This window comes from Bacillus sp. RC252 (assembly GCF_044909215.1).
Lineage (GTDB): Bacteria > Bacillota > Bacilli > Bacillales > Bacillaceae_G > Bacillus_A > Bacillus_A mycoides.
In genome coordinates this window covers 258717-283349 of sequence record NZ_JBIYDV010000003.1, presented here as the reverse complement: position 1 = coordinate 283349, position 24633 = coordinate 258717, and the positions used below count along the sequence as shown (strand labels likewise).

Below are 24633 nucleotides of genomic sequence, written 5' to 3'. Positions count from 1 at the left end.
TTGGAGAACACTATCTTATAGGAAAAGGAGGAAGTTATGAAAAAGATATGTGTAATGATTGCAATGATATGTTCTGTTTTTTTCTTTTCTCCAAGCAATTCTTTGGCAAAAGAATCGACGGAACAGCTTTTAGAAAGTGCGTTACTGAATCGATATTACTCGGTTATAAGGCAAGTGACAGAAGATCAATATGAATGTGACTCAGTTACAAATATAAAGCGTCTAGGCAAGAAAGATGAGTTTGTTCCTAGGTTTGAAGTTATGATACAATTTCTTACATTTCAAGGGGCACATAATCCGCCGAATGATAAAGTTACACTTACTTTGGAAGACAATTTAGATCACATAAAGATAAAGAAAGTGGAGCGAGAAAAGAATGTTTCTGGTGCTATTGTAGAAAAGATTTGTGCACGAAAAAACGAAAAAATAAAAGCTCACTCTAATGATTTAGAGCGATAACCTATGACATTTTGTAGAGAAAGGTAATGAGCGATGGATATACTTTTAGCGATTTTACCAGCTATATTTTGGGGGAGTATTGTGCTATTTAACGTGAAACTAGGCGGGGGACCGTATAGTCAAACGCTCGGTACAACGTTCGGTGCACTTATCTTCTCAATTGTCGTTTATATTTTTATGAAGCCGGTATTAACTCCGACCGTTATTGGAGTTGGAATTGTATCTGGCTTATTTTGGGCACTTGGTCAAGCGAATCAATTAAAAAGTATTGATTTAATGGGTGTTTCTAGAACGATGCCGATTTCAACAGGGCTTCAATTAGTCGCGACAACATTATTTGGGGTTATCGTGTTTCATGAATGGTCAACGACGATATCGGTCGTTCTTGGAGTTTTGGCGCTCGTTTGTATTATTATCGGGGTTATTTTAACATCGCTTCAAAGTAAAGAAGAGAAGAATGCAGAGCAAGCAGGAAATTTTAAAAAAGGAATTATTATTTTATTAATTTCAACAGTCGGTTATTTAGTTTACGTAGTAGTTATCCGGTTATTTAACGTGAACGGTTGGTCGGCTTTATTACCACAAGCGGTCGGTATGGTATTAGGCGGGATTTTACTCACATTTAAACATCATCCATTCAATAAATATGCGATTCGAAATATTCTTCCAGGATTGATTTGGGCAGCTGGAAATATGTTTTTATTCATTTCGCAGCCAAGAGTTGGGGTCGCAACAAGCTTTGCCCTTTCACAAATGGGAATTATTATTTCGACGCTTGGGGGGATTTTTATATTAGGTGAAAGGAAAACGAAGCGTCAATTAATTGGGATTGTTATTGGTATCGTTTTTATTATTGCAGCTGGAATTATGCTGGGGATTGCGAAAGGTTAAGGAGGTATTAAAATGTATAGCGATTTAGAAGGGAAAGTCGTCGTTATTACAGGATCAGCAACTGGTCTTGGAAGAGCCATGGGAGTAAGATTTGCTAAAGAGAAGGCGAAAGTTGTTATTAACTACCGCTCAAGAGAGTCAGAAGCGAAAGATGTATTAGAAGAAATAAAAAAGGTAGGTGGAGAAGCGATTGCTGTAAAAGGTGATGTGACGGTCGAGGCAGATGTTGTAAATCTCATTCAATCTGCTGTGAAAGAGTTTGGTACGCTCGACGTCATGATTAATAATGCAGGGATAGAAAACGCGGTACCGTCGCATGAAATGCCGTTAGAGGATTGGAATAAAGTAATTCATACAAATTTAACAGGTGCTTTTTTAGGAAGTCGTGAAGCGATTAAATATTTTGTGGAACACGATATTAAAGGTTCGGTTATTAATATGTCTAGTGTTCATGAGAAAATCCCGTGGCCATTATTTGTGCATTATGCGGCTAGCAAGGGGGGGATTAAGCTTATGACAGAAACGTTAGCGTTAGAATATGCACCAAAAGGTATTCGGGTAAATAATATTGGGCCTGGTGCAATTAATACGCCAATTAATGCTGAAAAATTTGCTGACCCGAAAAAACGTGACGACGTAGAAAGTATGATTCCAATGGGTTACATTGGAAAACCTGAAGAAATCGCAGCAGTAGCAACGTGGCTCGCTTCAGCAGAGGCAAGTTACGTAACTGGAATTACGTTATTTGCAGATGGTGGAATGACTTTATACCCATCGTTTCAAGCGGGGCGTGGGTAATATGAAAGGCCAAAGAGATTTAACTCTCTGGCCTTTTTTACGCAAAAAAAAATAGCGGTCGGCTATTTTTAAAATTAATGATTGATTGTATCTTGAAGAAATTCTGTTGCTTGATGTTCTGAAACATTCTGTACGAGCGCAACTTCACTAATAACCATTTTACGCGCATTATCTAGCATTTGTTTTTCGCTCGCATTTAATGCTCTTTCTTTATTGCGACGAAGTAAATCACGAACAACTTCTGCACTATCTTGAAGATTGCCGTTCTTCATTTTTTCCATATTCATTGTATATCTTTGTTTCCAAGAGAGTGAGGGGTCTGATTCCCCATGATGAAATTCAAGAAGTATACCATCTAACGTACCTTTATCGACGATATAACGTATACCTGATTTTTGTAATTGATTCATCGGAAGCATTACTTGCATATCTTTACTAATGATGCGTATAACACAATATTGACGCGTAGTGCCTAATATTTCTTTCTCTTCAATTGCTTCGATGATTCCTGCACCGTGCATTGGATAAACGATTTTATCACCAATTTGAAACAAATCATCCACCTCCGTATGTGGTAACTACTTTTAATGATAACATACTAGGATAAAAATGTCAAATTTTATATAATATCACATCTGATATGCTGTAGTCAATATATAAAAGTCGTTTTTTTGTTTGTTTTTTTGCTCTTATAAGTTGAATAAATAGGGGGAATTTTTTTAGAAAAATAGTACAGGCGCAGAAAGAGAGCATATCCACTTATTTTTAAGCATAAAATATAAAATCGCTAATACAATATACCTAAATCCGTTCTTTGCAAGGGAGGGATAGAAGGTGGGGCGCACAATTAGAATTGATATTACAAATAAAGTTGTAGCTAAATTTAGGCAAGATTATTTGGAATTATATACGAGTAAGTTTATGATAGGTAAGTTTTATGTCTATACTGAAGATAAACAATATGTGTTAGAAGACGGATATATATATGAAGATGGAAAGTTTTATCGCATCATAGATACGCACCGTGGCAATAAACAAGCGGCGGAGGGCTGCGATCTAGGATGGTGTTAACATGATTCGTGTGAAAGTGTTTGATGAAAGTCATGAAAAGGACTTAGAAGACGCTGTAAATGTATTTTTGAAAAAAATTGATGATAGTAACTTTGTAGATATTAAGTACCAAGTCGGTGTTTCTATTAATGATGACGAAAACCAAATTTATTGTTTTTCAGCAATGATCGTTTATAAAGCATAAAAAAGAGCTGGGTGAGCCAGCTCTTTTTTATGTTTTATGTTGGGACAACATGTGTCGGTAATACGTTCATAATAGATTGAGTTGTGCCTAATTTCTTTGTCGCTAAAAGAGGCGCCCCTGTTTCATGGTTTTGGGCATCTGTACACATACCAAGGTGATAACGATCACCTAAAAATGGATCAATATAAAAACCGTTTTTAAAAACTTTATCATTCGGGTGTTTTTCATGGTGAATTTCAGAACAGTTAATGCAATAGAACATAGCTTTCATCTCCTTTTTATTTTTGTTTGAAAAAGTGGGTCGGTAGTCATTTCGCTCCTAAGGAAATGTTGAGGAGAAGAGAAATAACTACCTACCCAAATGGCGGGCATACTCCTTCTGATTTTTACATATCTCGCGTATTGTCCCCGAGGGAAGGAGGAGAGACGAAGTACAGATGAGATAAGTTAGGCGCTTCTCTCAATAGGAGTGATAGAGTTTCATATTGAGGGAATTTTCTATTTTTCATTGCCTTTGTGAGTATATTATGAAGGAATGGTGAGAGGGTGTTTGTCCTGTTGAAAAAATGTTGAGAATTTCTCAACAGTGAAAAAGAGTCTTTCTTGACATGAAACCAAAAGGTGTTATATTGTTGATGTGAAACTAAAAGGTGTTATATTTTAATGCCGAATAAAGGAGATATAAAATGGAACAACAAAATACATTAAATGATATTAAACAAACAATCGTTTTTAACGCGCCTATTCAAAAAGTATGGAATGTAGTATCGACTGCAGAAGGAATTGCGTCATGGTTTATGCCAAATGATTTTGAATTAGAGGTAGGACATGAGTTTCATGTGCAATCGCCATTTGGGCCATCACCATGTAAAGTGTTAGAAATTGATGAGCCAAACCATCTATCTTTCTCATGGGATACAGATGGGTGGGTCGTTTCATTTAATCTGAAAGACCTAGGAGATAATAAAACAGAATTTACGTTAATTCACGGCGGCTGGAAACATCCTGATGAAATCCTCCCAAAACCAAATGCGAAGAGCTCTATTATTCACGAAAGAATGAGCGGCGGCTGGGTAGCGATTGTAAATGAAAAACTGAAAAAGGTTGTCGAAGGCTAAGTGTCCTCATCAGTAGCGAAATATGATGTATTTCAAGCAATTGCTGATCCAACCCGCCGAGAAGTAATACGGTTATTAAGTGACAAAGAGTTACCGATTTCAAAAATAACGGATCATTTTCCGATGAGTCGTACTGCTGTTGTAAAGCACCTTCATATTCTTTCGGAAGCGAATTTAGTGAGTGGAAGAAAGAGCGGAAGAGAGAAGATATATCGTTTGCATCCAGAACCATTAGAGGAATTACAGCAGTGGCTCTCGTACTATGAACGATTTTGGGATAATAAATTGTCCATGCTTAAACATATTGTGGAGAATGAAGAGTAGATTTTATGCAAAAAGGATGACCAAAATGGTCATCCTCTTTTTATTGTTCACTTGTTTGTTTAGTTGGCTTTAATAGGATCCAAGCGATAATTAATGTGAATACCGCTAATACGAAAGTGCTCATATAAATGACGTGTACACTTGATGCTAATGCGGATTGTGATTCGGTTGCTACGTTTGCTGTAGCCCCTCCATGTCCGCCAGAAGAAACAAGATCAAGGTTTTTAATGCCGCGTGCATGAATCATCGTATTGAAGATCGTTCCGAAGATTGCAGCTCCTAGTGTTTGACTAAATGTATTAATAAATGTATTTAAACCAACTGCCGTTCCGCGCGTATTCGCCGGTATAGCTGCTTGAATTGTTACCATGTAAATTGGTGTAACAAGCCCCATTCCTAAGCCGAATAATCCGACTGCAACATAAATAAGGAATGATGGTGAATCTGTTGATAATGTAAATAATAAGAAAGTAGCAACTGATAAAATGCTAGCTCCAAGTAAAATAATTTGTTTCGTTTGTAACTTGCCAACTAAGTTGCCGGAGAACATAGCACCGAATGTCCACATAACAGGAATCGGCATTAAAATGAGTCCAGCCTCTGTCGCATTTTTTCCTAAAACACCTTGGCTCCAAATTGGAAGATACACTGTAATACTAATAATCATTGCGCCAGCAATAAGTGTTAGTATGTTTATTGTAGATAATGTACGGTTAGAGAAAAGTGCTAGCGGAATTAATGGTTCCGGAGACTTTTTCTCGATGTATAAGAAAATAATGAATGAAACAGCGGCAAAGATTAATAGGCCGATAATTGAAATGTCTCCCCAGTTTTGCTTACTGCTACCTGTTAATAATGCGTATAGTAAAGCAATTGTACTTAATGAGAAAACTGTCGCACCAAGATAGTCGATATGTTGCTTAGCGGCGGACTTAACAGATTCCTTATAAGAAGTGGCAAACATTAAGCAAGCGATAATTCCAAAAGGAACGTTTAAGAAGAAAATATAGCGCCAAGAAAGAGAATCAACTAAAAATCCACCTACTAACGGCCCAATAACACCAGATACACCCCAAACTGCACTCATCCAGCCTTGTGCTTTCGCGCGGTCTTTCGCTTCGCTATATAGGTCTCCAATAATCGTCATTGTGATCGGCATAACAGCACCAGCCCCTATACCTTGAAGAGCACGGAAGAAGATTAATTGTTCCATTGATGTAACGACTCCGCAAAGTGCAGAACCGATTAAGAAGATTGTTGCTCCGATGAGCAGAACTTTTTTACGGCCGAATAAATCAGCTAGCTTTCCGTATATTGGAGTCGAAACAGCTGTTGCAAGCATATAGATTGCATATACCCAACTAACAAGTTCGACGCCTGACAAATCACTCGTTATACGAGGGATCGCTGTACTAACAATCGTTCCTTCTACCGCAGAAAGAAACGTCATTAGCATTAAAGACATCATGACTTTTTTTCTCATTTGTTTTCCCCTTACCCTTTTTCGAATATTCAACAATATAAAATATAAAGGTACTAAGGTATATAAAGCAACAAAAAAGCAATGGGAAGTTAGGAGGAAGGGATATTTTTGAAGAAACGGTCGACATATTTAAAGTATCGCCGATATAATTTCGTGTATTACTTTGCTATTCCAACATACTAAAAAAAGAAACAGGAGTCCCTGTTTCTTCTTTAATATTGCATTTTTGAATTTTGTCCAGCGGTTGTTCCGGCAATTCGGCCAGTAACAAGGGCAGATGTAATGTTATAGCCGCCAGTATAACCGTGAATATCAAGAACTTCTCCGCAGAAGTATAAACCATTCGTGAATTTCGAAGCCATTTCTTTCGGGTTAATTTCTTTAACGGATACACCTCCGCCAGTAACGAATGCTTTTTCAATTGACTGCGTACCATTTACATGGACGGTAAATTCTTTAAAGTCTTTCACAAGTGCGCGAATCTTCTCATGAGAAACTTGTCCAGCTTGTTCGCTACCGTCAATTTCATTTTTTTCTAATAAGAATAGGAAGTAACGTTCAGGAACATAGCCTTTTAAAACGTTTTTAATTCCTTTTTTCGGATCTTCTTTCATTTGTTTCAGCATGCGCTGGAACAGTTGCTCACTATTTTCTTCTGGCAATGCATCGATACTCATGTGCACTGTGTTCGTTTTAAACTTTTTCATCGCTTTCACAACGAATTGGCTACAGCGAAGAGCAGCAGGACCAGATAGGCCGAAGTGAGTGAAAAGCATGTCCATTTTATGAGAAATGATAACTTTTCCTTTCGGGTTTAATACACTTAAGTTTACATCTCGTAAAGCAAGACCTTGTAATGTGCGGTCACGAATAAACGGTTCGTTTGAAAGAATTGGTACTTCTGTTGGGAAAAGTTCTGTAATTGTATGCCCAGCTTTTTCAGCCCAAGCGTATCCGTCTCCAGTAGAACCAGTTTGAGGAACAGATTTTCCGCCAACAGCGATAACGACGTGATTCGTTTCTAACACTTCGCCTGTTTGTAGAATAACTGCTTTCGTTTGACCGTTTTCATAATCAATCGTTTCGACAGGCGTATTCGTACGTATTTTCACACCTAAGTCTTTTAATCGTGTTAACAGTGCATCTACAACAGATTGCGCTTTATTTGATACGGGGAACATGCGGCCATGATCCTCTTCTTTCAGTTGTACACCGAGATTTTCGAAGAATGTAATAATATCTTCATTACTGAAAATAGAAAAAGCACTGTATAAGAAGCGACCATTTCCAGGTATATGTTTAACGATTTCATCAAGTGGTAGACGGTTCGTTACGTTACAACGACCACCACCAGAAATCGCAAGTTTACGTCCTAGTTTATTTCCTTTATCAAGAAGTAAGACGCTTGCGCCTTCTTCAGCAGCACCGATTGCAGCCATTAGCCCTGAAGGACCGCCACCGATGACAATAACATCATAATGCATAATATATCGACCTCATTTTCTACATTTCCTGCCTAAAAGAATAGCATGTTTTCCCTTAAAAGAAAAATAGAGTGAAGTACTGCTTAAGAGGAGAATTGTGGTACAATACAAAAGTTAGAGTTCAGCATTATCCTGCTATTTATGGGCAATAAGACTACTATCTTAAGATTTATGAGAAGTAAAGAGGGAGTTAAAAAGGTCCGTAAATGCTCGAATGATTAGTAGGAAGGGAGTCTCCCACTAATTATAGTTTTACTTTATTGTAGATGTAGGAGGATTTTCGTATGTCCGATTCAAAATTTCTGCGCGGAACGCTTATTGTGACGTTAGGGACATTTTTAGTAAAGTTCTTAGGCATGATTTACGTTTTTCCGTTTCATGCATTAGTAGGCACAGAAGGCGGAACGCTCTATACATATGGATACATTCCATATACGATATTTTTAAGTATCGCAACGGCAGGAGTGCCGCTTGCTGTTTCTAAGTTTGTTTCCAAATATAATGCACTTGGAGATTATAAAACGAGCCGGAGAATGTTCCGCTCGGGAATGGTTATGATGATAGTAACAGGAGTTCTTTCCTTCTTAGTACTGTACATGACCGCACCATTATTTGCAGAAGCAATGCTTGGTAAACAAAGTTTACAAAATAAGATAGAAGAAGTTACGACGATTATTCGCCTCGTAAGTTTTGCGCTTATTGTTGTGCCGGCAGCAAGTTTGATTCGTGGTTATTTCCAAGGCCACCAATCGATGGGACCGACTACGGTTTCACAAATTATCGAGCAAATTATTCGTATCGTCTTTTTATTAGCGGGTAGTTTCATCGTTATTAAAGTACTTGGCGGTACAGTAGCAACGGCAGTTGGGGTTGCGACATTCGCTGCGTTCGTTTCAGCAGTTGGAGCACTTGGCGTATTAATTTGGTACTGGTTAAAACGTAAAAAATATTTGGATCAATATTTAATTGAGCAAACTGTACCAGAATCGACGGTAAGTACCGCTCAATTGTTTAAAGAGTTGTTTGCATATGCAATCCCTTACGTTGTAATTGGATTAACAATTCCTTTATATCAACAAATTGATACATTGACATTTAACTCTATTATGCAGGCGATTGGTCAAGGAGATATCGCAGAGCGAGCACTCGGTATTTTCACGATGTGGACGCATAAATTAATTATGATTCCAGTATCACTTGCAACAGCGTTTAGTTTAACGCTCGTGCCAGCGATTACAAAGTCGTTTACTGAAAAGCAATACCGTTATTTGAAATTACAAATTACACAAACATTCCAGGCGAATATGTTTTTAACATTGCCAGCAGTTGTCGGTATTTCTACACTTGCATATCCGATTTACACTGCTTTCTACGATTCAGACCCACTAGGTGGACAAGTATTAATGTGGTATGCGCCAGTTGCATTGTTATTCGCTTTATTCACAGTAACAGCAGCAATTCTGCAAGGGATTAACCAGCAGAAACATGCGGTTATTGCGCTTGTGATGGGTGTTATTTTGAAATTTGCATGTAACGTAATCTTTATTCGTTATTTCGGTACAGTTGGGGCGATTTTGGCTACTGCAGTCGGCTTCTTAGCTTCCGTATGGTATACGAATAGACAAATCAAAAAACACGCACACTATTCATTTGGTGTTGTATATAAGAGAACATTCCAAATTGCAGTCTTAACACTTGTAATGGTTATTGCTGTAAAACTATCACAATGGCTTCTATCCTTCATGATTTCGCCTGATGGCCGTATTGGTGCTCTTATTACAGTTGCGATTTGTGCAGGTATTGGTGGTCTTGTTTACGGATTGTTAGCGATTCGCACAGGAGTACTAGAAAGAGTATTTGGCGGAGAAGCTTTAGAGAAAATCCAGCGTAAACTTGGTAGTAGATTCAAAATAAAGTTGAAATCAAAAGGGGCGTAAATACGTCCCCTTTTCTATGATAAATAAAGAAGGTGAAGAACATGAGATTAGATAAATTATTAGCGAATATGGGACACGGAAGTAGAAAAGAAGTAAAGAAATTACTGAAAGACGGCGTTGTGAAGATTGATGGAACGCCAGTGAAAGATGCGAAGTTTCATGTGAATGTAGAAGAGCAAGAGGTTATGATTCACGGTGAAGTTGTGGAATATAAAGAGTTTGTTTATTTAATGATGCATAAACCACAAGGTGTTATTTCAGCGACAGAAGATGATAACCACGAAACAGTAATAGATTTATTAGAATTAGAAGATGCGATTTTCGATCCATTCCCTGTTGGAAGGCTCGATATTGATACAGAAGGTTTCTTATTAATCACAAATGATGGGAAGTTAACGCATCAACTATTATCTCCGAAAAAGCATGTGCCGAAAAAATATTATGCACACATTTCAGGCGTTGTAACGGAAGAGGATGTAATAGAATTCGCTAAAGGTGTAATTTTAGAAGATGGCTATGAAACGAAGCCAGGCGAACTTACAATTTTAAAAAGTGATGATATTTCTGAGATTGAACTCGTTATTACAGAAGGAAAGTTCCATCAAGTGAAGCGTATGTTTGAAGCGGTAGGGAAAAAAGTAGTTTATTTAAAGAGAACAGAGATGGGACCTTTAATGTTAGATGAAGAGTTAGAACTTGGGCAATATCGTGAATTAACAGATGAAGAAGTAGAAATGTTAAAGACGTATCAAGTAGATAACGAAAAGTAACGCCAATTTCAAAGTATAGAAAAGACCCCTTTCTAATGAGTTAGAAAGGGGTATGTATTTATTTACATACAATTATTTTTTATTATGAGGTCATTCTCACTTTCTTTCCTGTCGTTGTCCACTTGCCGCGGCAAGGGCTATACACGAGTTCATTAAACTGCAACACATTTAGATCACGTTGTATTGTTCGCGGTGTGATCCCGAACTCATCTACAAGGTCTTTCGTTGTTACCGTACCGTTTTCATTGATGTACATATAAATTGATTTAATGCGTGTTAGCATACGAGTAGTTGTAGGTTTCAAGAGAAAACCGCTCCTCTACTAGTTTTTTTGACCCCATTCAGGAAAGAAGGTCGTTACTACCATTGTACTCTACATGATAAAATTCATGCTTTAACTTACTTAAATTTTACAAAAGTTTAACAAATATTCATATAGAAAAATATTGGTAGTTGACATTTTATGTCTGGTCAGTCAACTAACTCATAAATTTCTACGTAAAACGCCAAATTCCTGCAAATTTTTTTTAAAAAATAAAAGAAAAACTAATAAGAAATATCTGAAATATTGAAATTGTCCGTTATTAGGTTTTCATGTATGGCATAAGAGATTTTCGTTTGCTATGATGAAAGAGACAATATAGTGAAGGATGGATGCGTGATGTCGACGATTAATTGGACAGAAGAAGTTACAAAAAGAAAAGATGATTTAATTCGTGATACACAAAAATTTTTACAAATTAAAAGTGTATGGGAAGAAGAATCTGCGAAAGAGGGCGCACCATTTGGTGAAGGTGTAGAAAAAGCCTTATCTTTCATGTTACATAAAGGAGAAGCAGAAGGTTTCGCTTCTAAAAATTTAGAAGGATATGCAGGTCATCTTGAAATGGGACAAGGAGAAGAACTAGTAGGTATTCTTTGTCACGTTGATGTTGTACCAGAAGGAGATGGCTGGACAACTCCTGCGTATAGTGCGGATATTCGCGACGGGAAGATTTTTGCACGCGGTGCAATTGATGATAAAGGGCCGACGATGGCAGCTTATTATGCGATGAAAATCGTTAAAGAATTAGGCTTACCTCTTTCAAAACGTGTTCGTATGATTTTAGGAACAGATGAGGAAAGTAATTGGAAGTGTGTAGAGCATTATTTTAAAAATGAGGAAATGCCAACAATCGGTTTTGCACCGGATGCAGATTTTCCGATTATTAATGCGGAAAAAGGAATTTCTGACATACAAGTTGTGCAAAGTGGTGGCGAAGAGAAAGAAGGCACATTTAAGCTTATTTCATTTGAGTCAGGTCGTCGTTTAAATATGGTTCCTGATTTTGCAGAAGCAGTTATTACAGGAGAAGATGTAAATACACTTACAGTAGCATATGAGGAGTATTTACAAACTGCTAAAAAAATAGGTAAAGCAATTGTAGAAGGAAAGACGGTGACGTTGCAAATCAAAGGGATTTCAGCTCACGGATCTACTCCGGAAAAGGGAGAAAATGCAGGTTTATTATTGGTAAACTTCTTAACGAAAGTTTCTCTTGATGGAAAAGGGGCTTCATTTGCCTCGTTTGTAACAGAAACATTTACAGGTGATATTATTGGAGAAAAAGCTGGTATTTCTTATAAAGATGATATTAGCGGGCCGTTAACAGTGAATGTTGGTCGCTTGTCTTACTCGCAAGAAAACGGTGGTAATTTAGGATTAAATGTACGCTATCCAGTTACAACTAACTTTGAAGAAACGATTGCAAAGTTAAAAGAATATGTTGGTACTCATGGATTTGAAGTAGCGGATTATTCTAACTCTCGCCCGCATCACGTTGACAAAGATCATACGTTAATTCGTACTTTGCAACGTGTATATGAAGAACAAACTGGTGAAAAAGCTGAATTGTTAGCAATTGGCGGTGGTACTTATGCTCGTTCATTGAAAGCTGGCGTTGCATTTGGCCCGTTATTCCCAGGAAAAGAAGAACTTGCGCATCAAAAAGATGAGTACATTGAAATTGAAGATTTATTAAAAGCGACAGCGATTTATGCTCAGGCAATTCATGAATTAGCGAAATAAAAGATATGTAAATAATGACCGCTCTCTACTTTAGAGGGCGGATTCTTTTTAGCTGAATGAGATAAGGAAGAAAAGCAACAATAACATAAAGGAGACGATGTAGATGGTGCCGCATTATTTTGTCGCAGTAACTTTACCATGTCATATAAAAGAAATTCTTTCTAATTATAAAGAGGAAATGAAGGATGAATTACCATTTCGCTCGTGGGTACATGAAGAAGACTATCATATTACCCTTTCATTTTTAGGAAGTGCGGCGCAGGAACAGTTAGAAGGAATAAAGAATGGATTACAAACACTTACAGAAAAAACGGAATTATCGTTCACATTACAAGGACTTTCTACATTCGGACAGGTGGACCAGCCTCGTATATTTTGGGCGGGGATAAGTGATAATCAAGATTTGTTTACTTTACAAAAGCAAGTGCATATAATTTGTGAAGAAAATGGCTTCTCTCTAGAGACACGTCCTTATCATCCACATATTACTGTTGCACGTAAATGGGTAGGAGAAAAAGTGTTTGATCTGACAAATGTAAAAGAGTTACCTGTAACATCATTTCAAGCAGATACGATTACTTTGTATGAATCTCACGTTAAGGAAACGCCGAAGTATAAATCGATTACTGAAATAAAGCTACAAAAATAGAATGTATGAAAACGTTTTTTATACAGGTGAATATACTATAGGGAATAATGTGTTACTGTATAGAGCTTCGCTGATAAGAAAACCCTTATCACTTGCAGCTCGTTTCATTTTAATTTTGAGAATGATGGTGATTTTTTATGCTGAAAGTAAAACGTCCATTTGATGCCTATTTAGATGAAATGAATAAAATTACAATTTTGCTCCCGCATGCGTATGGAACAAGCCGGACATTTCGTTTACAAGAAGGAAGCAATGTGAAAGAGTTACCGATTGTTCATACTATTGCTCTTCCAGATGCAACGAAGTATGAATGTTTTATAGAAGAGCCGATAGATGTGGGGAAGTATTATACAGTACGGGATGAACGGAATGAAGAAACAGATTTACAAATAGGCGCTGTGATTCGAACAGTAGTTTTCGATGAAAAATATTATTACGAAGGTACTGACTTAGGTGCGGTGTATAAAAAAGAAGAAACAATATTTAAAGTATGGGCTCCGACTGCAAGGCTTGCGAAAGTACGGATTTATAAAAGTGATAAAGAATATATTGATTATGAAATGTACAGAGAAGAAAACGGAGTGTGGATTCATACATTACAAGGTGATCATGATGGAGCACGATATACATTCCTTGTTTGTATTAATTTAATATGGAACGAAGCGGTTGACCCTTATGCAAAGTCTGCGACGATAAATGGAAAATACGGCGTCGTTATCGATTTGGAAAAAACGAATGTGACAAAACGAGTAGAATTATCACCATTACAGTCAATGACAGATGCCATATTGTATGAACTGCATATTCGTGACGCTACTATTCACCCAAACAGTGGGGTGAATAAGAAAGGAACATATAAAGGGCTAATGGAAGAGGAGACAGTAGGGCGAAATGGGACATTAACAGGATTGTCTCATATAAAAGATTTAGGCGTTACACATGTTGAACTATTACCTTTACATTGTTTTGGTGGTATAGATGAAGTGAATCCTGCTTCCGCATATAATTGGGGCTATAATCCGTTATATTACAATGTACCAACAGGATTTTATGTTACAAACCTTTCTGATCCATATAACAGGATAGTAGAGTGTAAACAACTAATTGAAACATTTCATGATCACGGCATCAGGGTGATTATAGATGTTGTATATAATCATGTGTATGAAAGAGAATTATCATCATTTGAGAAGCTTGTCCCGGGATATTATTTTCGTCATGGGGAAGACGGTATGCCTTCTAATGGGACGGGAGTTGGAAATGATATAGCATCTGAACGGAAAATGATGAGGAAATTTATTATAGAATCTGTTTTATATTGGCTTACTGAATACAATGTTGATGGATTCCGATTTGATTTAATGGGAATTTTAGATGTTGAAACGATGAATGAATTAGAAAAAGAAGTACGAAAAATAAAGCAGGATGCGCTGTTATTAGGTGAAGGATGGGATTTGCAAACACCGCTTCCTCTTGAAGAGAAAGCGACGTTAAATAATGCGAATAAAATGCCATGTATCGCACAGTTTAATGATCAATTTCGTGATGGAATAAAAGGAAGTACTTTTAATATAAATAAACGTGGCTTTGCATTTGGTGGGCATGTAGACTGTAATCATTTGCAGTATATAGTAGCTGGTAGCCTTTTAAGTATGAAAGAAACAGGATTGTTCCTAGAGCCAATGCAAAGCATCAACTATGTAGAATGTCATGACAATATGACGATGTGGGATAAACTAGTGCAAAGTAATCCAGAATCAGAAGAAATTTTGAAAAGGCGTCATCGTTTAGCAACTGCAATGGTTATTCTTTCACAAGGGATTCCTTTCTTACATGCGGGGCAAGAGTTTTATCGTACGAAGCAAGGGAACGAAAATAGCTATAATGCAAATGATGAAATTAATCAATTAGATTGGGATCAAAAAGAGAAAGAGATGGAGACCGTTAACTATATAAAAGGGTTAATTGCGATTCGCAAAGGGCACGGGGCATTCCGATTACAAAATGCAGACCTTATAAAAAAGCATATGACTTTTTTGCAAACATCTACAGAAGTACTGGCATACCACCTAGAGCATGTAGAATTATTTGGACCGTGGAAAGAGATTGTAGTTTTATTTAATAGCGGTTTGGAAGCTAAAACGGTGCAGCTTCCAAAAGAAGAAACGTGGCATGTGTTAGTAAACGAAAAGCAAGCGAAAATAGAGCCAATTTCTTCATTTAGAGGAAAGGAACTTCAATTGGCTCCAATTAGCACGTATATATTGACGATAATGTGACAAATCGCTACTTGACGATGAGAATGTAATAAATGTAGAATTGACAAAGGTGACGATTTTCATAAGTTGTCATTCTATGATTGATTTTGTAAAATAAACTAGAAGAACAGGTGATTTATCCTGTTTTCGGCTTATGCCAAGTTTTTTCATTCAAATACAGTAAAATATATGAATCCACAACATGTGTAGAAATGTTGCGGTTTTTCTTTTCATAACTATAAAAGATAAGGATTTGTTAACGGGTAATGAATATGGAATGGTTGGAACAATTATTAGGAAAAGAGTGGAGTCTTATACCGGCTGGTGGAGTAACGGGCGATGCATATATTGCGCAAAACGGACAACAAAAGTTATTTTTAAAGCGGAATACATCGCCCTTTTTAGCGGTATTGTCAGCAGAAGGAATTGTTCCAAAATTACTTTGGACAAGAAGGGTAACGAACGGTGATGTAATTTCTGCTCAAAAATGGCTTCCGGGACAGAAGTTAGAGCCAGAGGATATGAAACTAGAACGTGTTGCGAAACTTTTGAAGAAAATACACTCCTCTAAAGCGCTTGTGCAGATGATTCAAAGGCTAGGAAAGCAGCCGCTTCATGCGCAAGAGTTATTACAACAATTACAGCTCGTTTTAAGAGGAGATATAAGAGTTGATGAAACAATTCAGCAAGGTCTTCAATATTTAACGGAGTCATTAAAAGATATTGAGTACAATGAATTCGTTGTATGCCATTGTGATGTAAACCATAACAATTGGATATTGTCGGACGAAGATGAATTGTTTTTAATTGATTGGGATGGGGCTGTTATTGCTGACCCAGCTTTAGATCTTGGTATGTTATTATATTGGTATGTTCCGCGCCATGAATGGAGTGAGTGGCTCGGATATTATGAGATTGAACTAGATGAATCATTGCTTAGGCGTATGAGATGGTATGTGATAGCACAAACGATTTTATCTATGCAATGGCACACAACAAAAAAGCAGCAAGCAGAAGCTAAATATTGGCATCAATATTTACAGCAACTACTTGCTTCAGAATAATACTTAAGAAAAATTGTCCATTCCAGCAATCCACTGAGTAAGTTGTTCTTGATTATTGGAAATATGGTTGTCCAAATTAGAGGAAGATTTACCCGATTGACTATAAGAATATACATCGTTTAGCATTACTTTAGTGTCACTACTTATACTATCGTTTGCGAGTAACGATTGAATGAGTCGCTCTAATTGCTCGCATTCAGAAACTGTCCCGCAGCAATCACTTTGATGGTTGATTAAAATATCTTTTAACACTTCTAATTGATGCTGTTGATTAATTGGCATGAACGGATCATCCTTTCGAGTGTTTTTCTCTCTCTAGAAATGTAAGAGAAAAAGCTATTTCGTCATGGAATGTTTAATGCTTTATGTAGTTTTTATCAAAATGGTACATCTTATACTTGAAAGAAACGGACCGAGTGCTCGTACGTACTTGGTTTTTTGTTTGATAGATTGATTAAAACAGAAAGAAGGAATTTTTCCTTTAAAATAGTTTTGTAAAGAGAGGGAGACATCTATGCGTTTAAGACATAAGCCTTATGCAATGGATCGAATTAATGAGTATTCACATATCGTAATTGGAAACCCAGAGGAGAGCGCTGGTAACTGGAAAGAAATATTTGGAAATGAACAGCCAATTCATATTGAAGTAGGTACAGGACGTGGCCGCTTTATGTATGATATGGCAAAAGCAAATCCGCATATTAACTATATTGGAATTGAAAAATTCACAAGTGTTGTTGTAGATGCACTTGATAAATTAATTGAAGAAGAAGTACCGAACTTAAAGTTAATTAATAAAGATGCTGAAGATTTAACAGTTTTCTTTGCGAAAGGTGAAATTGACCGCGTTTATTTAAACTTCTCAGATCCATGGCCGAAGAATCGTCATACGAAGCGTCGTTTAACGTATAAAACATTTTTACGCAATTATGAAGAAGTGTTAGTAGATGGCGGAGAAATTCATTTCAAAACTGATAACCAGGGATTATTTGAATATTCTCTTATGAGTATGGCTGAGTATGGTATGTTATTAACTTACCTTAGCCTAGATCTTCATAATAGTGATTATGAAGGAAACATTATGACAGAATACGAAGAGAAATTCTCTAGTAAAGGTCATCGTATTTACCGAGTTGAAGCAAAATATCGTACGGAGCCTATGCAGTAATGCATAGGTTTTTTATATGAAAAATAATCGGAATATTATGTTAAAATTAAATGAAAAAGGGGGATGGGATATGGAACAGTTACAAATTGGAAATATAAAAGTGACGTGGCTAAAAGGTGGGAATACACATTTAGATGGAGGCGCGATGTTTGGAGTTGTGCCAAAAGTACTTTGGTCACGAAAATATAAACATAATGATACAAATCATATTTATTTACGAACAGATCCGTTACTCTTACAAACGAAAGAAGGAAACATGCTTATTGATTCAGGGATAGGGAATGGTAAATTGAATGAGAAAATGAAGCGGAATCAAGGTGTAACAGAAGAATCATCAGTTAAGGAATCTTTAGAAAAATTGGGACTGCATACTGAAGATATTCATTACGTCTTAATGACGCATCTTCATTTTGACCATGCATCTGGTTTAACAAAATGGGAGGGAAATCACCTTGTTCCGGCGTTTCCGAACGCAACGATTTATGTAAGTGAGACTGAATGGAATGAAATGAAAAATCCGAATGTTAGATCGCGTAATACATATTGGAAGGGAAATTGGGAGCCAATCGTTGATAAGATTGTTACGTTCAAGCAAGAAATAGAAATTACGGATGAAATAAAGATGGTGCATACGGGTGGTCATAGCGATGGACATGCCGTTGTCGTCCTTGAAAGTCAGGGTGAAACGATGCTTCATTTAGCGGACATTTTACCGACGTATGCACATCAAAATGTATTATGGGTAATGGCATATGATGACTATCCAATGACATCGATTGAACATAAACAAAAGTGGATGAAGTATGGTGCTGAAAAAGAGGCGTGGTTTACTTTTTATCATGATGCATATTACCGTGCAGTAAAGTGGAATGAGGAAGGGCATATAGTGGAGAAGATAGAGAGAAAAACAAATATAGAAGCTTAATATTAATAAGAGGAAGGTGTCCAAAAATATTTATTGGAACAATCTCCACTTATTATGTATTGCTGTTATTATCAGCTTTTGTTGGTAATTCTAAAAAAAAAAGAGGTTCACCTAATGGGAAACCTCTTTTTATGCTGCTATAACCTCTAAAACAGTACCTGTTTTAGCATCAACTAAAAATTCAAATCGTTCTTGTATTTCATCTAACATCGTTGTAAGACCGCCGCGATAAACTTCGTACGCGACATCATATTTTTCAAATGCCTCTGGAACCATATGTACCCAAGAGCCAGTAATTTCACCTTTATGACTTAATGCTTGTTTCACCATTTTCAATGCTTTTTCTGAAGAAATATGGGATTGTTCTTGTACTTTGTTTGCAACGAAATAACCAGCTGCGAACCCAACGCCAAGACCTGTGACTAAACCTTTCCAGCTCATATATTCACCTCAATTCTGTAAAATAAAAATAGTGTACCAATAATAATTATAATGCAAATGCAACTAAAAAAGAAGAAACTAGAAACATTTCGAAAATTTCGTTACAATAAAAGAGGTATTCTACTAAGGTTTGAAAGAAGGGGACTTCGTGAATAAAGAGACATTACAATTATTTCGTACGTTAACAGAATTACAAGGTACATCAGGTTTTGAACATGATGTGCGCAGTTTTATGAAGCAAGAATTAAGCAAATATGCTGATGAGATTGTGCAAGACGGTTTAGGTAGCGTATTTGGCCTGAAAAAAGGGGACGAAACTGGCCCGCGCGTTCTTGTAGCAGGTCATATGGATGAAGTAGGTTTCATGGTTACGCAAATTACGAAAAATGGGATGCTTCGTTTTCAAACGTTAGGTGGCTGGTGGAGCCAAGTACTATTAGCTCAGCGTGTACAAGTTATGACGAATAATGGTCCTGTTATTGGGGTTGTTGGTTCCATTCCTCCTCATTTATTAAGTGATGCGCAACGTGCAAAACCGATGGATATAAAAAATATGTTAATTGATATAGGTGCAGATAGTTATGAAGATGCGATTGAAATTGGCATAAAGCCAGGGCAACAAATCGTTCCAATCTGCCCATTCACGCCAATGGCAAATGAAAAGAAAATTATGGCGAAAGCTTGGGACAACCGCTATGGATGTGGCCTTGCTATCGAATTGCTAAAGGAATTAAAAGATGAAACATTACCAAACACATTATACTCTGGTGCGACTGTACAAGAAGAAGTAGGTCTTCGCGGAGCACAAACTGCTGCAAATATGATTCAACCAGATATTTTCTATGCGCTTGATGCAAGTCCAGCAAATGATGCATCTGGTGATAAGACGCAGTTCGGTCAATTAGGAAAAGGCGCTCTTCTTCGTATTTATGACCGCACAATGGTAACACATAGAGGAATGCGCGAATTCATTTTAGATACAGCAGAAACACATAACATTCCGTACCAATACTTTATTTCACAAGGTGGTACAGATGCGGGCCGTGTGCATACAAGTAACTCTGGTATCCCATCAGCAGTAATTGGTGTTTGTGCACGCTACATTCATACACATGCTTCTATTTTACATGTTGATGATTATGCGGCAGCGAAGGAATTAATTACGAAGCTTGTGAGAGCGACGGACAAAACGACGTTAGAGACAATTAAGAATAACGCGTAAAGAGGAAGAAGGGCTGAAGAGCCTTTCTTTTTTTAGGTAGGAGAGATGGCCCAGCGATGAGTGGTGGCGGTTAGTGCTTAATTGGTGCTCGAATGATGTGTTTAAACCCCGGATAGGAAGCGAGAGGAAGGCTGTTTTTGTGTTCGAGGCCGGTAATGATTTTAGAAAAGCTCTTTCTTTTTTTGATTGAATAGATGGCCCAGCGATGAGTGGTAGCGGTTAGTGCTTAATCGGTGCTCACTCCGAATAGATAGTGAGAGTATGATCTATTTTAACGTTTGAGTCCCGAAGTTGTGAAAGTGAAAAGTTTGAATGTAGAAGGAATATGAGTATGAATTTATATAGAGGTGAATGAAATGAAGGTAGTAGTTGGATCGAAGAATAAGACGAAGGTTGGGGCTGTGGAGAAGGTTTGGGAAGATGTTGAAATTACATCTCTTTCTGTTCCATCAGGAGTAGCAAATCAGCCTTTTTCAGATGAAGAGACGATGCAAGGAGCAGTAAATAGGGCGAAGAGAGCATTGCAGGAAGGTGCAGCTCATATCGGCATTGGGCTAGAAGGCGGCGTTATGAAAACGGAGCATGGGTTATTTATGTGTAACTGGGGTGCTTTAGCGACGATTGAAGGTAAAACATTTGTTGCGGGCGGGGCGCGTATTAAGTTACCAGACAATTTTTTAGCACCGCTTGAAGAAGGAAAAGAGCTAAGTGAAGTGATGGAAGAGTTTGTAGAGCGAAAAGATATTCGTAGTCACGAAGGTGCTATCGGTATTTTTACAGATGATTATGTCGACCGAACGGAATTATTTGTACACGTTGTTAAGTTACTTGTTGGGCAATATAAGTATGATGAAAAGCAAGCATAAACCTTGCACCATGCGCGATGTATGGTAGTATAAAGAAAAGATTATAGTGTGAAAAAGTGCACTCGTTAGAGGAGGAAATATAGATGAAATCATTAGAAAGCATGGAACAATTCCAAGAATTAAAAAATGAAGAGAATGTAGTCTTCATGTTCTCAGCAGAATGGTGCCCAGATTGCCGTTTCGTTGATCCATTTATGCCAGAAGTAGAAGAGAAGTATAGTGATTTCTCATTTTACTATGTAGATCGTGATGAATTTATTGATTTATGCGTGAAAGTAGACGTATTTGGCATTCCAAGCTTTGTAGCGTACAATAAAGGTGAAGAAACTGGACGCTATGTAAATAAAGATCGTAAAACACAAGAGCAAATCGAAGAGTTTATTGAAGGTTTAAAATAAGACAATTAGCCAATTGAATTGTAAAAACAACCTCTACCTTCGCGGGGGAGGTTATTTTTTTGGAAGGGAGGAAAAAGAGATGAAAATGACAAGTAAAAAGATGAAAGACGAGTTAATGAAGAAATTATCTCGACCAGAATGGGACTTTCATTATGATAGCGAGAAAGAAGTTCTTCGTATTGAACAAACAGACTCGAAAAAAGGTATTAACGTATCACTTCCAGGAGTAGTTGCAAAATGGGAAGTGAACAAAGAAAAAGCAATTGAAGAGGTCGCTTATTACGTACAAGAAGCGCTAATTGCAATGCATAAAGAAGAAAATAGCACGGCGAAAATTTTACCTGTTATTCGCTCTACTTCTTTCCCGAAACAATCAGAAGAAGGAAATCCGTTTATTATGACGGACCATACGGCAGAAACACGTATTTACTATGCGCTAGATTCTAATAAAACATATCGATTAATTGATGAGGGCTTATTGCAAAAATTAGAGCTTACAGAGGAACAAGTACGTGAAATGGCATTATTTAATGCTCGCTCATTAGGCTATGAATTTAAGCAGGAGACAGTAGCAGGTAATACATTCTACTTTTTAAACACAAATGATGGATACGATGCGAGTCGTATTTTAAACGAATCGTTACTACACTCGATGCGTGAAAAGATCTCTGGTGATATGGTTGTTGCAGTTCCTCACCAAGATGTATTAATTATTGCTGATATCGTCAACGAAATCGGTTATGATATTATTGCACAAATGACAATGAAATTTTTTGCCGAAGGGCATGTTCCGATTACATCACTTTCATTCGTATATGAAGATGGGGACTTTGAACCAATCTTTATTTTAGCGAAGAATCGGAAGAAGACAGATGGAAAAGAGAAAGGATGAACGAAGTGAACGTTTTTTACAACCTTGAAGGAATTGGTGACACTTTAATTGTTACCTTACAAGATATTACTTTAGAAAACCGTACATTTGACCGCAAAGGAGATGTTGCTCGCGTATACGATCGTGAAAGCAACGTAACAGCAGGATTCAATATCTTTAATGCGTCTTCTTATGTAGAAGTAACAGACAACGGAAACGTTACATTAACGAAAGAGTTTGTTGAAAAAATTAACGGAATTTTAGCGAAGAATGGCTTTGAAGAAAAAGTAGAAGCTGATTTCACGCCGAAATTTGTTGTAGGCTATGTAGCTGAAAAAGAGAAGCATCCAAATGCTGATAAATTAAACATTTGTACAGTAGAAATCGGTACAGAAACATTACAAATCGTATGTGGTGCACCAAACGTTGATGCAGGACAAAAAGTTGTTGTTGCAAAAATCGGTGCTGTAATGCCAAGTGGTATGTTAATTAAACCAGCTGAACTTCGCGGTGTTCCTTCTTCTGGAATGATTTGCTCTGCACGTGAGTTAGAGCTTCCAGATGCTCCAGAAGAAAAAGGTATTCTTGTATTAGAAGATAGCTTTGAAGTTGGACAAGAATTTAAATTTTAATTGATGTTAGAAAAAGTAGTCTCGCATATGTGAGGCTATTTTTTTTGTACGAAATTCCTAGGATTGTAACGTTTCCTCTCAAAATCTATATTGTATTTCAAAAATGGATTAGGTAAAATTTAGAAAAAAGAAGGGGGTAGACGTATGAAACAACAACCAAAAATTGCAGAACTTCTGAAACGAATTGAAACTTCAAAACAGCAAGATATCGAACTAGGTTCCTATGAAATATATGTGTTTAGCGAAAATGAATTAGAAAAAGGACAAATCGGTTATCGATATGATAAACATAAAAATTCATTAATAAGTGAAGAAAGTGGAAAATGGAAAGAGGAATGGATTGTTATCGGATATGAAACGGATATGGGGGATCCTGTTTTCGTAAATGTAGCTGATGATGCTTATCTAGTCTATACCGCAGAGCGTGGTACAGAAACGTGGCAACCCGTTCATATTGGAAATATGGATGAAATTATAAAACAATTATAAGAAAAACTTTGAGACCGGTGCAAAGTGATAGGAGAGAAAAATGAAGTATATAAAAATAATGAGCGCTATTGCAGTCATTGGAATATATATGGGAGGTTGTTCGCAAGAAGAGCCGAAAAAAGAAACAACATCTTCTATACAAGAAAAAAACAAAGATAATAAGGAAGACGCACCGGTAGAAAAGCAGCAAGAAGAACAAGAAAAGAAAGAACAACCGCAAGCAATTCAAACGAATGAGCAAGTGGAACATAAGCAGGAGGAAGTGCCGGCCGAGGAAAAGAAAGAGGAAACTACGCCGCTGCAGCCAACTGAGCAACCAGTACAAAATAATGAACAAAAAGTAGAGAGTAATGAAAAACAAGAAAAGTTTCTCGTCGTTATTGATCCAGGGCATCAACAAAAAGCGAATTTAAATTTAGAGGCAATTGGTCCAGGAGCAACTACGCAAAAATATAAAGTAACAGACGGAACAGCGGGAGTTGTAACGAAAAAGAGGGAATCAGTTCTTGTATTAGAGATGGCTTTTATATTGAAAGAAAAACTGGAAGCAAAAGGTATACAAGTATTGATGACGAGAACGTCACATGAGGTTGATATAAGTAATAAGGAACGAGCAACATTCGCGAATGATCATAAAGCGAATTTATTTTTGCGCCTTCACGCAGATGGTTCTGAAAATCCAAATCAAAGTGGATTTGCTGTATTGACACCGGCAGAAGGAAGTCCGTATACGAAAGAGATTTATGCTGAAAGTCTTCAAATCTCTCAAACGATAGTAAATAAAATGAGAGAGAATCATCAAGTGAAAGTAAATGGAATTAAATTTCGGGATGATCTTTCTGGATTTAATTGGTCAAAAGTTCCAGGAGTACTATTAGAACTTGGATTTATGTCAAACCCTGAAGAAGACAAAAAATTATCTGACCCACAGTATGTAAATTCTTTATTGCAAAGTGTAACGGATAGTGTGGATGAATATCGGAAGGGTAAAGATTAAACGAGGTCTTACATGTAAGACCTCGTTTTTCTATATGAAAAACAATCGTGAATTAGAATATTATGG

General features: G+C 37.1%; 29 protein-coding genes. 22 read left to right on the top strand and 7 right to left on the bottom strand.

The window, feature by feature from the left end; translation table 11 throughout:
• Positions 1–36 precede the first annotated feature (36 nt).
• Genes ABH960_RS06630 through ABH960_RS06620 form a run of 3 tightly spaced genes read left to right on the top strand, consistent with a single transcriptional unit; the run spans position 37 to position 2148 of the window.
• The gene (locus ABH960_RS06630) at positions 37–459 is read left to right on the top strand and encodes a DUF3888 domain-containing protein (RefSeq protein ID WP_404443739.1); all 423 of its coding nucleotides are present in this window, start codon (positions 37–39) and stop codon (positions 457–459) included.
• 33 nt (positions 460–492) lie between these two features.
• Positions 493–1350 carry a glucose uptake protein GlcU gene (gene glcU / locus ABH960_RS06625; RefSeq protein WP_404443736.1) on the top strand — a complete coding sequence of 286 codons (858 nt, stop codon included), beginning with the start codon at positions 493–495 and terminating at the stop codon, positions 1348–1350.
• Between the two features lie 12 nt (positions 1351–1362).
• Positions 1363–2148 carry a glucose 1-dehydrogenase gene (locus ABH960_RS06620; RefSeq protein ID WP_404443733.1) on the top strand — a complete coding sequence of 262 codons (786 nt, stop codon included), beginning with the start codon at positions 1363–1365 and terminating at the stop codon, positions 2146–2148.
• Positions 2149–2222: 74 nt separating this feature from the next.
• Here ABH960_RS06620 and ABH960_RS06615 read toward each other — a convergent pair whose 3' ends face one another.
• Positions 2223–2702, bottom strand: a complete 480-nt coding sequence (locus ABH960_RS06615; protein ID WP_002089061.1) for a CarD family transcriptional regulator — start codon at positions 2700–2702, stop codon at positions 2223–2225.
• A gap of 280 nt (positions 2703–2982) precedes the next feature.
• Between ABH960_RS06615 and ABH960_RS06610 the strand changes: the two genes are divergently transcribed.
• The gene (locus ABH960_RS06610) at positions 2983–3219 is read left to right on the top strand and encodes a DUF2553 family protein (RefSeq protein WP_002089059.1); all 237 of its coding nucleotides are present in this window, start codon (positions 2983–2985) and stop codon (positions 3217–3219) included.
• Between the two features lies 1 nt (position 3220).
• Entirely contained in the window at positions 3221–3403 is a 183-nt protein-coding gene (locus ABH960_RS06605; RefSeq protein WP_000621751.1) for a sporulation protein Cse60, read from the top strand.
• Between the two features lie 34 nt (positions 3404–3437).
• Here ABH960_RS06605 and ABH960_RS06600 read toward each other — a convergent pair whose 3' ends face one another.
• Positions 3438–3665: a DUF3973 domain-containing protein gene (locus tag ABH960_RS06600; RefSeq protein WP_002129470.1), complete on the bottom strand. Its 228-nt coding sequence runs from the start codon at positions 3663–3665 to the stop codon at positions 3438–3440.
• A gap of 424 nt (positions 3666–4089) precedes the next feature.
• Here ABH960_RS06600 and ABH960_RS06595 point away from each other — a divergent pair, with 424 nt between their 5' ends.
• Together ABH960_RS06595 and ABH960_RS06590 are read left to right on the top strand one after the other, a co-directional pair.
• Entirely contained in the window at positions 4090–4521 is a 432-nt protein-coding gene (locus ABH960_RS06595; RefSeq protein WP_404443726.1) for an SRPBCC family protein, read from the top strand.
• A complete protein-coding gene (locus ABH960_RS06590; RefSeq protein ID WP_113935762.1) occupies positions 4522–4845 on the top strand; it encodes an ArsR/SmtB family transcription factor in 324 nt (107 codons plus the stop codon).
• A 40-nt stretch (positions 4846–4885) separates the two neighbouring features.
• Here the strand turns inward: ABH960_RS06590 and ABH960_RS06585 are convergent, their stop codons facing one another.
• Together ABH960_RS06585 and ABH960_RS06580 are read right to left on the bottom strand one after the other, a co-directional pair.
• Positions 4886–6328: an MDR family MFS transporter gene (locus ABH960_RS06585; protein ID WP_404443723.1), complete on the bottom strand. Its 1443-nt coding sequence runs from the start codon at positions 6326–6328 to the stop codon at positions 4886–4888.
• Positions 6329–6540: 212 nt separating this feature from the next.
• Entirely contained in the window at positions 6541–7812 is a 1272-nt protein-coding gene (locus ABH960_RS06580) for a BaiN/RdsA family NAD(P)/FAD-dependent oxidoreductase (RefSeq protein ID WP_404443720.1), read from the bottom strand.
• A 284-nt stretch (positions 7813–8096) separates the two neighbouring features.
• On the opposite strand from ABH960_RS06580, the gene ABH960_RS06575 reads away from it, so the two are divergent.
• Positions 8097–9749, top strand: a complete 1653-nt coding sequence (locus tag ABH960_RS06575) for a putative polysaccharide biosynthesis protein (RefSeq protein WP_002089053.1) — start codon at positions 8097–8099, stop codon at positions 9747–9749.
• 41 nt (positions 9750–9790) lie between these two features.
• Positions 9791–10519 carry a pseudouridine synthase gene (locus tag ABH960_RS06570; protein WP_002034388.1) on the top strand — a complete coding sequence of 243 codons (729 nt, stop codon included), beginning with the start codon at positions 9791–9793 and terminating at the stop codon, positions 10517–10519.
• Between the two features lie 82 nt (positions 10520–10601).
• Here ABH960_RS06570 and ABH960_RS06565 read toward each other — a convergent pair whose 3' ends face one another.
• Positions 10602–10823 carry a DeoR family transcriptional regulator gene (locus tag ABH960_RS06565; protein ID WP_000805512.1) on the bottom strand — a complete coding sequence of 74 codons (222 nt, stop codon included), beginning with the start codon at positions 10821–10823 and terminating at the stop codon, positions 10602–10604.
• 357 nt (positions 10824–11180) lie between these two features.
• Here ABH960_RS06565 and pepV point away from each other — a divergent pair, with 357 nt between their 5' ends.
• From pepV to ABH960_RS06545, 4 genes are all read left to right on the top strand, one after another.
• A complete protein-coding gene (gene pepV / locus ABH960_RS06560; RefSeq protein ID WP_404443713.1) occupies positions 11181–12587 on the top strand; it encodes a dipeptidase PepV in 1407 nt (468 codons plus the stop codon).
• Positions 12588–12690: 103 nt separating this feature from the next.
• Entirely contained in the window at positions 12691–13236 is a 546-nt protein-coding gene (gene thpR / locus ABH960_RS06555; RefSeq protein WP_404443710.1) for an RNA 2',3'-cyclic phosphodiesterase, read from the top strand.
• Between the two features lie 137 nt (positions 13237–13373).
• Complete coding sequence (gene pulA / locus ABH960_RS06550; RefSeq protein WP_404443707.1) at positions 13374–15515, top strand: type I pullulanase; 2142 nt, start codon at positions 13374–13376, stop codon at positions 15513–15515.
• Positions 15516–15760: 245 nt separating this feature from the next.
• Entirely contained in the window at positions 15761–16558 is a 798-nt protein-coding gene (locus tag ABH960_RS06545; RefSeq protein ID WP_002034382.1) for a phosphotransferase family protein, read from the top strand.
• Between the two features lie 3 nt (positions 16559–16561).
• Here ABH960_RS06545 and ABH960_RS06540 read toward each other — a convergent pair whose 3' ends face one another.
• Positions 16562–16840 (bottom strand): YtzH-like family protein, encoded by a 279-nt coding sequence (locus tag ABH960_RS06540; RefSeq protein ID WP_002015625.1) that lies wholly within the window; start codon positions 16838–16840, stop codon positions 16562–16564.
• 232 nt (positions 16841–17072) lie between these two features.
• Here ABH960_RS06540 and trmB point away from each other — a divergent pair, with 232 nt between their 5' ends.
• Positions 17073–17726, top strand: coding sequence for a tRNA (guanosine(46)-N7)-methyltransferase TrmB (gene trmB, locus ABH960_RS06535; protein WP_002138679.1), 654 nt, complete (start codon positions 17073–17075; stop codon positions 17724–17726).
• Between the two features lie 70 nt (positions 17727–17796).
• Positions 17797–18651, top strand: a complete 855-nt coding sequence (locus ABH960_RS06530) for a YtnP family quorum-quenching lactonase (RefSeq protein WP_483862323.1) — start codon at positions 17797–17799, stop codon at positions 18649–18651.
• Between the two features lie 129 nt (positions 18652–18780).
• On the opposite strand, the gene ABH960_RS06525 is transcribed toward ABH960_RS06530, so the two are convergent.
• On the bottom strand, positions 18781–19092 hold the full coding sequence (locus ABH960_RS06525; protein ID WP_002015622.1) for a PepSY domain-containing protein: 312 nt from the start codon (positions 19090–19092) through the stop codon (positions 18781–18783).
• A gap of 148 nt (positions 19093–19240) precedes the next feature.
• Here ABH960_RS06525 and ABH960_RS06520 point away from each other — a divergent pair, with 148 nt between their 5' ends.
• The 7 genes from ABH960_RS06520 to ABH960_RS06490 all read left to right on the top strand — a co-directional run bounded on the left by ABH960_RS06520 (position 19241) and on the right by ABH960_RS06490 (position 24567).
• Positions 19241–20314: a M42 family metallopeptidase gene (locus ABH960_RS06520; protein WP_404443702.1), complete on the top strand. Its 1074-nt coding sequence runs from the start codon at positions 19241–19243 to the stop codon at positions 20312–20314.
• 356 nt (positions 20315–20670) lie between these two features.
• Positions 20671–21180, top strand: coding sequence for a DUF84 family protein (locus ABH960_RS06515; RefSeq protein WP_404443834.1), 510 nt, complete (start codon positions 20671–20673; stop codon positions 21178–21180).
• 83 nt (positions 21181–21263) lie between these two features.
• Positions 21264–21578, top strand: a complete 315-nt coding sequence (locus tag ABH960_RS06510) for a thioredoxin family protein (RefSeq protein WP_002015619.1) — start codon at positions 21264–21266, stop codon at positions 21576–21578.
• 79 nt (positions 21579–21657) lie between these two features.
• Positions 21658–22470 (top strand): DUF1444 domain-containing protein, encoded by an 813-nt coding sequence (locus ABH960_RS06505; RefSeq protein WP_003191882.1) that lies wholly within the window; start codon positions 21658–21660, stop codon positions 22468–22470.
• Positions 22467–23081 (top strand): YtpR family tRNA-binding protein, encoded by a 615-nt coding sequence (gene ytpR, locus ABH960_RS06500; RefSeq protein WP_002089041.1) that lies wholly within the window; start codon positions 22467–22469, stop codon positions 23079–23081. The genes ABH960_RS06505 and ytpR overlap by 4 nt, the downstream gene beginning before the upstream one ends.
• 144 nt (positions 23082–23225) lie before the next feature.
• The gene (locus tag ABH960_RS06495; RefSeq protein ID WP_002015616.1) at positions 23226–23570 is read left to right on the top strand and encodes a hypothetical protein; all 345 of its coding nucleotides are present in this window, start codon (positions 23226–23228) and stop codon (positions 23568–23570) included.
• A 40-nt stretch (positions 23571–23610) separates the two neighbouring features.
• On the top strand, positions 23611–24567 hold the full coding sequence (locus ABH960_RS06490; RefSeq protein ID WP_002015615.1) for an N-acetylmuramoyl-L-alanine amidase: 957 nt from the start codon (positions 23611–23613) through the stop codon (positions 24565–24567).
• The last annotated feature ends 66 nt before the right edge of the window (positions 24568–24633 follow it).